This window comes from Pseudarthrobacter sp. CC4, from assembly GCF_048957775.1.
Classification (GTDB): domain Bacteria; phylum Actinomycetota; class Actinomycetes; order Actinomycetales; family Micrococcaceae; genus Arthrobacter.
The window spans coordinates 53966-66585 of record NZ_JARCCZ010000013.1 but is presented as its reverse complement, the minus strand read 5'-3'; the positions used below and the strand labels follow the sequence as shown (position 1 = coordinate 66585).

General features: G+C 67.0%; 9 protein-coding genes and 1 pseudogene. 2 read left to right on the top strand and 8 right to left on the bottom strand.

What is annotated here, in order from left to right:
* Positions 1 to 56: 56 nt before the first annotated feature.
* Positions 57 to 740 carry a hypothetical protein gene (locus PV768_RS10180; protein ID WP_421092960.1) on the top strand — a complete coding sequence of 228 codons (684 nt, stop codon included), beginning with the start codon at positions 57 to 59 and terminating at the stop codon, positions 738 to 740.
* On the opposite strand, the pseudogene PV768_RS10175 reads toward PV768_RS10180, so the two are convergent.
* The 5 genes and pseudogenes from PV768_RS10175 to PV768_RS10155 form a co-directional block, all read right to left on the bottom strand.
* Positions 718 to 2571: pseudogene (locus PV768_RS10175) on the bottom strand (ABC transporter ATP-binding protein). The gene PV768_RS10180 and the pseudogene PV768_RS10175 overlap by 23 nt on opposite strands.
* 38 nt (positions 2572 to 2609) lie before the next feature.
* The gene (locus PV768_RS10170; protein ID WP_421092959.1) at positions 2610 to 3017 is read right to left on the bottom strand and encodes a hypothetical protein; all 408 of its coding nucleotides are present in this window, start codon (positions 3015 to 3017) and stop codon (positions 2610 to 2612) included.
* A gap of 91 nt (positions 3018 to 3108) precedes the next feature.
* On the bottom strand, positions 3109 to 4536 hold the full coding sequence (locus tag PV768_RS10165; protein ID WP_421092958.1) for a hypothetical protein: 1428 nt from the start codon (positions 4534 to 4536) through the stop codon (positions 3109 to 3111).
* A 20-nt stretch (positions 4537 to 4556) separates the two neighbouring features.
* Complete coding sequence (gene guaB / locus PV768_RS10160) at positions 4557 to 6068, bottom strand: IMP dehydrogenase (RefSeq protein WP_104998577.1); 1512 nt, start codon at positions 6066 to 6068, stop codon at positions 4557 to 4559.
* 230 nt (positions 6069 to 6298) lie between these two features.
* Positions 6299 to 8377 carry an acyltransferase family protein gene (locus PV768_RS10155; protein WP_421092957.1) on the bottom strand — a complete coding sequence of 693 codons (2079 nt, stop codon included), beginning with the start codon at positions 8375 to 8377 and terminating at the stop codon, positions 6299 to 6301.
* A 123-nt stretch (positions 8378 to 8500) separates the two neighbouring features.
* Between PV768_RS10155 and PV768_RS10150 the strand changes: the two genes are divergently transcribed.
* Positions 8501 to 9469 carry a DUF389 domain-containing protein gene (locus PV768_RS10150; protein ID WP_323056644.1) on the top strand — a complete coding sequence of 323 codons (969 nt, stop codon included), beginning with the start codon at positions 8501 to 8503 and terminating at the stop codon, positions 9467 to 9469.
* Here the strand turns inward: PV768_RS10150 and PV768_RS10145 are convergent.
* From PV768_RS10145 to PV768_RS10135, 3 genes are all read right to left on the bottom strand, one after another.
* Positions 9438 to 10544: a flavin-containing monooxygenase gene (locus tag PV768_RS10145; RefSeq protein ID WP_421092956.1), complete on the bottom strand. Its 1107-nt coding sequence runs from the start codon at positions 10542 to 10544 to the stop codon at positions 9438 to 9440. The two genes, PV768_RS10150 and PV768_RS10145, sit on opposite strands and share 32 nt — an antisense overlap.
* Entirely contained in the window at positions 10541 to 10885 is a 345-nt protein-coding gene (locus tag PV768_RS10140) for a hypothetical protein (RefSeq protein ID WP_157241652.1), read from the bottom strand. The genes PV768_RS10145 and PV768_RS10140 overlap by 4 nt, the downstream gene beginning before the upstream one ends.
* Before the next feature lie 90 nt (positions 10886 to 10975).
* Positions 10976 to 12619, bottom strand: coding sequence for a LuxR C-terminal-related transcriptional regulator (locus PV768_RS10135; RefSeq protein WP_370460646.1), 1644 nt, complete (start codon positions 12617 to 12619; stop codon positions 10976 to 10978).
* Position 12620: the final 1 nt, after the last annotated feature.

Below are 12620 nucleotides of genomic sequence, written 5' to 3'. Positions count from 1 at the left end.
TTATCCCAGCCGGGGTGCTGGCCACGGCTGCGGCTGTCCGTGGCTACAGTGGCCTGATGGGTTCACAGTGGGTATTCGACGGCCATATTGCCGGCATTGGCACGGGCTCCGGACTGCGGGCGGTGGTGGGCATCTGGCAGGAGTCCCCGTTCGGACGGTTTGCGGAAGTGATGGTCCAGCACCCCTCCGGGCACCGGCAACTGCTGGCCCCCACCGGGGCGGCGGCGGACTTCATTTCCGCCACCTACACCTTCGATGACGTTGCAGTGGTCGGCGTGTCCGCGCGGCTGGAGCAGGGGATCCTGACGGTCGACGCCGGTCCCTTGGGGATCAGCGCCAGCCTGGGCAGCCGGACCCTCCTTGGCAGCGCGCTGCGGGCCGTCCCCCGGCGGCTGGCAGTCCACCCCGGCTGGCTGCGCGCCGTCAGTCCCGTGGCCGGCATTGTCAGCGGCGGCTCCCGGACGTCCGGCACCGCGGGCAGCGGCCGGCGGGAGTACTACGGGGTGAGCGACCTGCACACCATCAGTGCCGCCGTCGTCAGCTGGGACGGCGCTGACGCCGGCGCACTGGCACCTGTCCACCCGCCGGTGACCTTCGGTTTCAGCAGCGTTCCGCCGCAGCCAAGCCTCGCCCGCGTGCGCACCACCGTGGTTGAGGCCGCGCCCCGCCGGCCGCCTGCGGCCGACGCCCGCCGGTTCCCTGGCAGGCGAAGCGGGGTCAGGGGCTGGTGGGGACGCTGAGCTGGGACTCGAACATCCGGAAGTACCGCCCGCGCAGCGCCACCAGTTCCTTGTGCGTGCCCCGCTCCACGATCCTGCCGTCCTCCAGCATGTACACGATGTCCGCCTTCTCGATGGTGGCCAGGCGGTGGCTGATGGCGATGATCGTGCTGCCGCGGTCGGCGAAGAGGCGGGTGAAGATCCGGTGCTCGGCGAGGGCGTCGATGGCTCACGTCGGCTCGTCCATCACCATGAATGAAGCGTTCCGGTAGAAGTTGCGGGCCATCGCGAGCCGCTGCCACTGGCCGCCCGAGAGGCCGCTGCCCTTCCGGCCGCGCGGGTCCTCCATCCAGTTGCTGACGTGGTTTTCCAGGCCGTTAGGCAGTTTGTTGATGAACTCCAGCGCCTCCGCGTCTCCAGCAGCCTTGCGGATGCGCGCATCGTCCCGCGGCGAGTCGACGTCGCCGAAGTAGATGTTTTCCGCAGCCGTGGCGAACTCGTATTTGAGGAACTCCTGGCTCAGCACCGCCAGGTGCCGGTGCCAGGAGGTGACGTCGACGGCGGCGAGGTCAACGCCGTCGAGCATCACCTGCCCGGAGTCGGGGCGGTAGAGTCCGGCGAGTATACGTATCAGGGTGGACTTTCCGGCGCCGTTCTCCCCCACGACGGCGATGTGCTGGCCCTCGCGGATGGTCATGCTGATGCCGCGGATCACCTCGATGTCGCTGCCCGTGTAGGTGAAGCGGATGTCTTTCAGCTCAACGGTTTTCGGGGACTCCAGCAGGGGCGGCGCGTGTTCCGAGTGCACCGGCAACCGCATGAACAGCTCGTAGTCCTTGAGGTTGGCCAGGTCCTCATCGATGGAACTGAGGGAGGATACGAGGCTGTTCGCGGTGGACAGTGCCCTGCTGACAATCTGCTGTACGTAGAGGAACTGGCCCACGGGCTGGGCCCGGGCGATGATCTGCCCCACCACCCAGATCAGGGACACCACTTCCGCGCCGTACTGCAGGGCATCAGCGGCGAGCTGCTTCGGGATATACCGGCGCTGGAAATCAAGGCGGCGGCGCTCGTCCGCGTCCCGGAGGCGGGAACGGAGGCCCATCAGGAATCCCACGATGCCGTAGAGGCGCATCTCCGCGATGTGCTGCGGCCGGAGGAGGTTCGTTTCGATCATCCTGCGCTGCCGGCGCGAGTCCACCTGGGTGTTCCAGTGGGCAATCTGCTCACGGGACAGCTTGAACTGAAGGTAGACGCTGGGCACGATGGCCACCAGGACAATCACCGCGATCCACCAGCTGACCAGGAGCAGCGCCCCGACGGCCAGGATCACCGATACGAGCTGGGTGAAGATGGCTGCGATCCGGTCCAGCACCCGGGCGTAGGAATCGGAGAAACGCTTGGCACGGTCGTACAGGTCAACGGTTTCTTTGTCGTCGTACCGCCAGAACTCCAGCGCCAGGAACCGCTCGTACATCTGGTCGCCCACGATGGCGCCCACCCTGAAGCTCATCAGTTGCTGGATGTAGCGGTCCACGCTGCTGAAGGCGCCCCAGAACAGCCCCAGGGCAGCGGTGATGATGACGTAGACGATGGCCAGCTGCCCTGCGCCGGAGTCACCTGCGTAGGCCGCCGCCAGCGCCGTGGTGGTGAGCGCGGCGAAGTAGGTGGTCACCAAGGGAAGCACGGCCGAGATCAGCGAGCCGAGCACCTTCATGATCACAGCGCCAGGCGAGGCATGGAAGCTGACGCGCAGTACCTGGGCCACCGCGCGGGCGTATGGGCGAAGGGCCAGCCGCCGCGAGGGCTCCCGCTTGGGGGTAAGCTCCGCCGGATGTTGCGTTGGGGGCATGGTCCCAGCCTAGCGCCGCGCCCCGGGTCGGGCGGGCGTCAGTACTCCTCGCCGTACTCGTACTCGGGGAAGGGGAAGCAGGCGCTGTAGCCGGACACCCTGAGTGTCTCGGGTGCATCCCGGAAGGACACCAGCAAGTGGGTACCGTCACTGTGCAACAGGTCGACCCTGCGCTTTCCGCCGGCGGTTTTGCCGTCATCCACTGTCCAGCCGTCCTTGGTGGACATCGACGCCACGACATCGTCCAGGAATGCATCCCGGTCAACTCCCGGCGCAAGCTCGGCCTCGGCGTCGCCGGTCCACTTTCGTTGTTCCCCGGAACAGGGCATCAGCGGCGAGGTGTCGTGGGCGAACCTGGACAGCACCTTGTCCTGGGGCAGGAGGCCTACGATCTCCTGCTCGGTGGACATGACCTTGTCCTTGGCTGATTCCAGGCTGATGTCCATGTTCTTTCCATTTCCGGCCTGTCCGCACGAGGCCACCATTGCTAGCAGTGCTGTTGCTCCTGCAAGTCGCCAGGCAGAAGCGCGCCTGGACTTACCGGCCACTGATTTCCTCTTCGATGTCATCAAGGGCTTCCTCGTTTTCGGGAACAGTCTCGGCAATCAGCGAATGGTTGTCGATGCTGTACATCTCCGAGGGCCTGAGACCGCCCGGCGGAGCGTAGACGTGCTTGTCAAAGGCGGGCTCCCGCATGGGGTAGTTCTCGCCCACCAGCCCGTTGGCCTCTGCCGTGAGCAGGATATCGGGGTAGGTGTAGCTGGTGTAGTCGGTCCCAGGGCTGGGCGTCCAGCCCGGCGGCATCGCGGCACCTGAGAGCGCGATGACCTTGCTGTAGGACGCCCCCTCCATTTCGGAGCCCGTCACGTTCCGCAGGCCCCAGCTGTGGCCCATGCCCACCGTCTGGGCGTCGCGTGGCAGCTCCAGGTCCACCGCCTCCTGGAAGGCAGCGAGGACCGGTGCCGATGCAGCCACGAATTCATCGCTTTTGGCCTCCACCAGGAAGGCCTCCACGAGGTCGCCGTCGGGGAACTCGGATCCCTTGTAGACAAATGCCGCCGTGCTCCCGGAGGTATCGGCCTGGACCAGGCGGTTGGGCACAGCCTGTGGGCCGCCGTCGTAAAAAGACGCCTCGTTGGTGGTGGTTCCGGGAACGTAGGTGATCACCGTCGTCGTGGCAGCGTTGTATTCACCCAGCAGCTCCACGATCGAACTTTGGCCGGGATCGTAGGCTGCCAGGTGGATCTTGCCTTCCACGACATTTTGAAGGTATCCGATGCCATCTTGACGCTTGCGCCACGCCTCATGTTCGGCAGCGAAGCGTGCGGGATAGCCCGAGTCGAGGATCCAGGGATTCAGCCTGGGCTCAGGATCGTTGTTTTGCAGCCAGTCGATCCGTAACCGGGCGTTGAGCCGGTTGGCCTCGATCCGCGCGTCGAAAGGGATCCCGTTGGTGTTTCCCGCCTCGTGGGGGTGGTTGCGGATGAACGCCTGCTGCTGGTGGCCGGCCAGCCCGAACCACCAGGTCCTTATCTCCGCCGGGGATCTGCCGTGAAGGTCCTCGGGCCGGGGCTCCGGGGACCGCTCGACGCCAGGCAGGGACAGCATCGCTGAAGCACCGCCTGCAGCACTTGCCCGCTGCTGTTCATCCGCCTGCCGCATCAGGTCCTTAGCTGCCTGCTGCAGGAGTATGGCGGCTGCCCCAAGCGAGCGGCTGTGGACGGTTTTCCAGTCCTGGCGGAATATCTCAGCGTCCGGACCGGGCCAGGGCGTGCCGGCCACCCGGCCGTTCAGAGCCAGCCGTTGCATCTCCAGCATCCGGCCCGCGCTGCTCATGGTTGTTGCGAGCTGCTGCAACTGCGCGACGTCAGCTCCGTAGAATCCGCCGTTCAAACCGTCCCCCAATTGCCGGATGTTGATCCATCGAATGTACTTGACGGCGCAAAAAGAAGGGATGGGCAGCACTGCCCATCCCTTCCTGGTGTTTAGCGGGAGCCGTAGTTCGGCGCCTCGACGGTCATCTGGATATCGTGCGGGTGCGATTCCTTCAGGCCGGCCGGGGTGATCCGGACGAACTTGCCGCGGGCCTTCAGTTCGGCAACGGTGGGCGCACCGGTGTAGAACATGGTCTGGCGGAGGCCGCCCACCAGCTGGTAGGCCACGGAGGACAACGGACCGCGGTAGGCAACCCGGCCTTCGATGCCCTCGGGGATGAGCTTGTCATCCCCGGAGACGTCCGCCTGGAAGTAGCGGTCCTTGGAGTAGGACGTGTTCTTGCCGCGCGACTGCATGGCGCCCAGCGAGCCCATGCCGCGGTAGGACTTGAACTGCTTGCCGTTGACGAAGATCAGTTCACCCGGGGACTCGTCGCAGCCCGCGAGCAGGGAGCCGAGCATGACGGTGTCGGCTCCGGCAACCAGCGCCTTGCCGATGTCGCCCGAGTACTGCAGGCCGCCGTCGGCAATCAGCGGAACGCCGGCCGGGATGGCGGCCTTGGCGGACTCGTAGATGGCGGTGATCTGCGGGACGCCAACACCGGCCACCACGCGGGTGGTGCAGATGGAGCCCGGCCCCACGCCCACCTTGATGCCGTCGGCACCGGCGTCGATCAGCGCCTGGGCGCCTTCGCGGGTGGCGGCCTGGCCGCCGATGATGTCCACGTGCGCGGCAACGGGATCGGATTTGAGCCTGCGGATCATGTCCAGCACGCCCTGGGAGTGGCCGTTGGCGGTATCGACGAACAGGGCGTCGACGCCGGCGTCCACGAGTGCCATGGCGCGCTCCCAGCCGTCCCCGAAGAAGCCGATGGCGGCCCCCACGCGGAGCCGGCCTTCGTCGTCCTTGGTGGCCAGCGGGTACTGCTCCGCCTTGGTGAAGTCCTTGGTGGTGATGAGGCCTTTGAGCCGGCCCTGGTCGTCAACCAGGGGCAGCTTCTCGATCTTGTTGGTGGCCAGCTTGTGCGAGGCTTCCTCGCGGCTGATTCCCACGTGTCCGGTGACCAGCGGCATCTTGGTCATGACGTCGCTGACCAGCCGGAGCGGAAAGTCGGACTCGGGAACAAAGCGGGTGTCGCGGTTGGTGACAATGCCCAGCAGGCGGTTGTCCTCATCCACCACGGGAAGGCCTGAGACCCGGTACTGGGCGCAGAGGTTGTCCAGCTCGCGCAGGGTTGCCTCGGGCCGGATGGTGAGCGGGTTGGTGATCATGCCGGATTCGCTGCGCTTGACCCGGTCCACCTGGTCCGCCTGGTCCGCGATGGAAAGGTTCCGGTGCACCACGCCCAGGCCGCCCTGCCGCGCCATGGCGATGGCCATGCGGGATTCGGTGACGGTGTCCATGGCCGCGGAAAGCAACGGCGTCTGCACAGTGATCCGCTTGGAGATCCGGGAGGACGTGTCGGCCTCGGACGGGATGACCTCGGTGTGGCCCGGCAGGAGCAGGACGTCATCGTAGGTCAGGCCTATGAAGCCGAAGGGGTTGTGTTCGGGCTCGGTCATGAGTGCGCCTCTTACCTTGGTTGCTGGACGGGTAGGGGTTGCAGCCGATGACCAGCCCGTCATTACGGGACTGGCCTGTGCAGGAGATGTTGCCGGGCAGCCGCGGGGGCGGCGCCCTGCGGGCCGGAAAGTATTGAGTAAATATTAGAACCTCCGCGCCGATCCCCCTATTCCACGCGTGCAATGTGAGCAACTGCACGTCCCGGCCGGCCGCTGAGCAGCCCCGGCCCTCAGCTCCACCCCGCGGCTGCCAGCAACCGCTCCTCAAACATGGGGATCATGCTTTCCACATACGTCCGGGTGAGGTGGTTGTCGTCCTTGTACACATAGACGTTCCCCACCACGCCGGGGCAGATCCCCCGGGCACAGATGAAGTCGCTCAGATCCATCAGGTGCAGCCGCTCCAGTTTGCCCCGGTAGCCGTCCAGCGGCGACGGGTCCGCCAGGGACTCCGCCAGGGGCACACTGCATTCCGCGGCGTCCGCGCCGTTCCGCTGCACGCACTCGGGCATGTTGAAGGTGAAACGGGGGTTGTCCCTGATCCCGATCACATCGATTCCCGCGGCCGCGAACGGGCGGACTCCCTCAAGGTATCCCGGGACCTCAGTCTCGTAGGGCGCCTCCTCGTGCGTCAGCGAGGCCACCGTGAACACGGCATCGGGCCGATGCTCCAGGACGTAGGCAGCGCTGGCCCGGTTGTGGGCGTTGCACTCGGCGCTCCTTTCGGCCGATTCCGCCCCGAAGCGGCAGGCCGGCATCAGCAGCGTCACCAGTTCCCAGCCCCGGCTGGCCGCGACCGGCGCCAGCGCGCCGAGGTACTGCTGGGAGTGGGAGTCGCCCAGGACCACAATGCGCCTGGCCGCCTCCCCTTCCGGAAGCTCCTGCCGGCAGCCCTCAAGGATGGGGTCGCTGGTGGCGTTGGCCCCGGTGCAGGGAGCATGGATCCCGGCCCAGTCGTTGTCCAGCGCGGCAGGCCCGGGAATGATCCTGGCATCCGGGGCCGGCACCGGGGCGTTTTCCAGGTTCAGTGCCGCGGCACCGGGCGTGAGCTCCCGGGGCTGCGCCGCCGTCGCGCTTTCCTCGGCGGTGAGCGTGGTCTGCCACACTGCGACGGGCCCCGCCAGGACGGCACCGCAGGCGGCAATGACGACGGCGGTGCGCCGGGCCCGCAGCTGGGGCCAGCGCCAGTCGCGGAGCGGCTTTTCCACAAAACGCGTGGTGAGGACGGCGAGCACGATGGAGGCGCCGACGATCCCCAGGCCCTGGACGAGATTGGGCGCCTCCACGCCGGTGGCGGCGAGCGAGAGGACCAGGACGGGCCAGTGCCACAGGTACAGGGCATACGAATTGTCTCCCAGTGCCACCAGCGGCTTGCTGCCGAGGAGCCGGTCCACGCCCCACCGGCTGCCGGTCTGCCCGGCCAGGATGATCGCGGCGCCGGCCAGGGTGGGCCAGAGTGCAACGTACCCGGGAAACGAGCGGTCCACGGTCAGGAGCAGGCCGCAGGAGACCATGGCAGCCAGGCCTGCCCAGCCCAGCACCACGCGGAGGGCCCGTGCCGGCCTCAGCCAGGGCAGGGCAAGCGCCAGGAGGGAGCCCAGCGCGAACTCCCAGAGCCGGGTCCTGGTGTCGAAATAGGCGTAGGCCTGGTTGGTGGCTGTCTGCTCCACGGAGTATGCCAGCGATGCCGCGAACACCGCGCCGAAGGCCAGCCCCAACAACCCGCGGTAGTTGACCCCGGCCAGTGCCGGGACGCGGTGCAGCAACGCCAGCAGCGCCGCGGTGCCGGTGAAGATCAGTGGCCACAGGATGAACACCTGGCCCTGGATGGACAGCGACCAGAAATGCTGAAGCGGGCTGGCGCCTGCGTGGTCCTGCGCGTAGTAGTCCACCGCCGTGTCCGCGAGCAGCCAGTTCTGGCCGTAAAGCAGCGAGGCCCAGGCCTGTTCCAGTACCTGCGGCCAACGGCTCTGCGGGAGGATCAGCCAGGTGCCGGCGAGGACGCCTAGGATTACCACGACGGCGGCCGGCAGCAGCCGCTTGAACAGGTGCAGCCAGTGGGCCAGGAGTCCAAACGGGCGCCCTGCTTCGGCTTTCCGGACAAAGGAGAGTGTCAGCAGGAAGGCGGAGACCAACAGGAAGATGTCCACTCCGCCCGATACCCGGCCAAGCCACACATGGTAGGCGACGACCATCAGGACGGCGAGCGCCCGGAGCCCTTGGACTTCGGGACGGAAGGTCGGTTTCCGCTGGCCGGACCGGGCCTGGCGTCCACGGCGTGGTTCAACCAAGGTCCCCGCACTCGACATGAAAACCCCTCCAGACCCGCCAGCCAAAACATCAAGCCTACGGATCGGCGTCGGCCAAGGCCAATAAACGGCAGCGCCCCAGCCCACGAACTATGCTTGCCACAACCAGGGAGGGGAGCCGACGTGATTGTCCAGCTGCGGATCTGTGTGCCGGAAGAGTTGTCGGCAGTGACGCTGAATACTTGTCAGGACCACCCCGGAACGGCCGAGGCAGCCTTTTTTCCAGGCGCATCCGTGGCGCCCCCGGGCGATGTCATCGAACTCCAGGTTGCCCGGGAATCGGTCGAGGGGCTGCTTGAGAAACTTGATGTCCTCAAGGCGCAAGAGATGGGATCGATCGTCATTTCGATGCCGGAGCTCGTACTGTCGCGGCGCGCAGACAGTGCCGAGTCAGCTGCCCCTGGATTCGGCGCGGATGCGGTGATTTGGGACGAGGTCTCGCACCAGACCGGCGAGGACTCAAAATTATCGTGGAGCTATCTGGCCTTCCTGGTCCTGGCCACCCAGCTTGCCGCGATCGGCATCGTGACCAATTCCACAATCGCCATCGTGGGGGCGATGGCCGTAGGGCCGGAGTTCGGTCCCCTGGCTGCGCTGGCGGTGGCACTGGCGCGGGGCCAGTGGGGGCTCGGCCGGAAGGCCGCCGTCGCGCTTGGCGTCGGTTTTCCGGTGGCGATGCTGCTGGCGGCGCTGACCGCCTGGCTATCCATCCCGCTCGGGCTCTTTCCCGCCGATGCCCTGGACACCGGATCCGCCGTCGAATTCATCTACCATCCAGGACCCTATTCACTGATCGTCGCCATCCTGGCCGGCGCCGCCGGAATGCTGTCCGTCATCAGTCGCCGGTCAGCGGCGCTCATCGGCGTCTTTATCTCGGTCACCACCGTCCCGGCGGCGGGATACGTTGCCGTGGCGCTGGTGTTGGGCGAGTTCCAGAAGGCGGCCGGATCCGCCTTCCAGCTGTTGCTGAACCTCGTCGGCATAGTTGTAGCCGCTGTGGCGATCCTCCTCATCTACCGTGTTGTCTCCAAACGGCTGCCTGAGGCCACAACGCGGCGGCTCAAGTGGGAGCTACGGCGGACTCGCGGTTGAGCGGAGCAGGAATCCTGGCCGCAAGGTACCGCGCGTCGCGGCCGACTCCGGGAAGGGTTGCGGAGGCCGCCGCGTACAGGAATTCCTGCCCCAGGAAGAACAGCCCGGGGGTGTCCAGGGCGATACCGCGGTGCTGGCGCGGCAGCGCGCCGCCGTCGAGCAGGTCCGGATCGATCCAGCTGAAATCGTCCCGGAACCCCGTGCACCAGATCACGTTTGCGGCATCCTGCCGGGTGCCGTCCGCCAGGACCGGCTTGCCGTCCTCCACGCCGGCCACCCGCGGTGCGAGCCGCACGCCGGCCGCCGCCAGGTCCTTGGTCTTGGTCCTGATCAGGGGCGTGGCGTGCGCTTTGAAGACCGGCGCCGCTTTGCGCCCGATGGGCGTGCCAAGCGTGAGCACATGCAGCCCAAGGAAGCGGACAAGGGGCAGAGCGTAGCGGGCAGCGGCCCGGCCGTGTTTCACCGGAAGCTCGCCGCCGGGCTTGCCCGCCACGGTAGTGGGGTGGGTCCGGCATACTTCGAGGGCTATCTCCGCCCCCGAGTTGCCCAGCCCCACCACCAGGACCGGCCCGTCCTGCAGCTGGCCCGGATTCCGGTAGCCGCTGGAGTGGAGTTGGAGTATGGAGGGGGCAAGCTCCGCCGCAAAAGCAGGCACTTTGGGTGCCTGGCTGACCCCGGTAGCCACGACGGCGTTGCGCGCCTCCCAGCGGCGGCCGTTGGACGCTGCGACGAAGTGGTCCGCTTCCCGCCACAGGCGTTCCACCCGGGTGCCGTGGACTATGGGCAGGCCCTTCCCCGCGGCGTAGCTTTCCAGATATCCGGCCACCTCGTCCTTCGTGGGGAAGGACAGCGGATCGGCCGGGAACGGTTCTCCGGGAAGTCCGTCGAACTTCGCGGGCGTGAACAGCCGGAGCGAATCCCACCGCTGGCGCCAGGCGTCGCCGGTGCGCGGATTTGCATCCAGGATGAGGAAGGTCCGTTGCTGCTCCTTGAGGTGGTGGCCCAGGGCGAGTCCCGCCTGGCCGCCACCGATGATCATTGTGTCCAGCATGCCGGTCACGTTGCTGCTGTTCATGGCTGTGCTCCTGTTGTGCTGATGGGAATGCCTGATTCTGAGCCTTCCTGTCCTGACGCGTGGGCGCCTCCCTCAGTGCGGCCTGCGCCGCCGTAGCGCAGCCACCACACCAGCATCAGGCCGGAAGCCGCGACGTAGGCGAGATGGAGGGCCCAGATGGGCCCGGCCGGGAGGTTGAACACGTACACGGAATGGACCGCATTGGCCACATTTGTCAGCAGCAGGTTTCCCAGGCTGTAGGAGGACAGGTTCTTGGTCCGTGCCGCCTTGACCAGCATCGGCAGCATACCGAGGGCGAAGAGCACCGTGGAAAGGGTGCCGGCAAGGACTGAAAGGTTCATGCTTGAAGGCTATGGGCCGCGAACGGGCGGGCGCGTCGGGCAAAACATGCAACTGGGCCGCAGGACCTGCTGGGTAATTTTGTGCACCCCCTAGCCGGTGAGCCCGTGCTCGAAGGCGTACTTCGTGGCCGCAGCCCGCGAAGACAGTCCGAGCTTCAGGAAGATGTTGCTGATGTGCCGGGCCACGGTTTTCTCGCTGAGGAACAGGTGCGCCGCGATGGCGCGGTTACCCTCCCCGGACGCCACGAGCCGCAGCACCTCGACCTCCCGCTCGGTCAAGGGGCCTTGGTGCCGGCCGGCGTCGTCCGTGCCTGCCTGCATGAGGGAGGCCGCCCACGCGGCGGCCGGAGCGGCGCCAAGTTCGAGGAATTCAGCATGGGCGGACTCAAAATCCATCAGCGCAGAGGCTTCATCGCCCAACGCCCGGCAGGCAATTCCGATCAGCACACGGCACTGGGCAGCCTCGTACGGCACGCCAAGTCCAGCCCACAGGTGCCAGGCCTGCCTCAAAGACACGCACGCCGCGGCAGGATTGCCTTCCGCCAGCCGGACCGCCCCATCAGCCTGGCTGGCTGCCGCCCGGACCATTGGTTTGGGGTACTCCCGGGCGAAGAACTCCAGCTCTGCGGCAGCCCGGGCCGCTGCTTCCACATCGGCTGCTGCCAACTCGATCTCCACCAGTGCCGGCAGCAGGTGCCGGCGGGTGGCCTCATCAGCTTCGCCGGCGGTCCGGCGGATCATCGACTGCGCCTGCCGAGGGTCACCCCGTGCCAGCCAAAGGAGGGCAAGGCCAGGTTGGGGCTCGTAGCCGCTCCGGGCCGCCTGGCGGTAGGAAGCGTCCGCTGCGTCAAGGTCGCCGGCGAGGCGCTGCACCTCGCCCTGCTGGTAGTAGCCGCCGAACAGCGCCTGGGGATCACCGTGGATGGCCCGTTGCTGTGCGACCGCCGCTGCCTCCAGTGCTTCATGCCAGGCGCCATGGAGCCGGAAGAGTTCGGCCCGGTGGGACTGGCACTGGCCGCTGAACGGCACCATATCCGGGCGGGCAGCACACCAGCGGTCGAGGGCCGCTGTCCACTCCAGCGCCCTCTTCAGGTCGAAGGCCAGATGGCAATTGCCGATGACCGCGCAGTAAATGATGCCGGAAGGGATCGGGGACAGCTCACCTGTTGTCACAGCGACCATGGCCTCATCGAACAAGCTGATCGCCTCGTCCGCCCGGCCCAGCATAAGGGTGGCCTGGCCGGTGCCAAGGAGGCCAAGTGCGGACAGGTCCTTATCTTGGAACCTCCGGCCGACCTCGGCAGCCTGGGAGAAGAGCTGGAGTGCGGCTGCGGGCTCCCCGCCATATAGTTTGCCCAGGGCTGCGGGGACCAGCAGGAACCCCTCCACGACGTTGGGCTCCGTCAGCTCATCGAGGAGCCGCTGGCCGCGGGCGAACCATCCCCCGGCCTGCGCCGCCTCGCCGAGGTTCATGAACTGGATCCCGAGCCAGCCGGCACACCGGGCGGCCCCTGCCACATCGCCGATTTCCAGGTACTCTTCGTGGGCCCGGGTGAGTGTGTCCAGGCCCGTTGTGGTGTTTCCGGTCAGGATCTCGGCGGTGGCCAGCCGTTCAAGGTCGGCGGCGGGAAGCCCGCCACGCTGGTTCGCGTCCGTGTAGCTCCTGAGGGAATCGGTCCAGCGATTCTCCCGGAAGGCTGACCTGCCCTCGTCAATGGCCGTTTCAGTTGACACT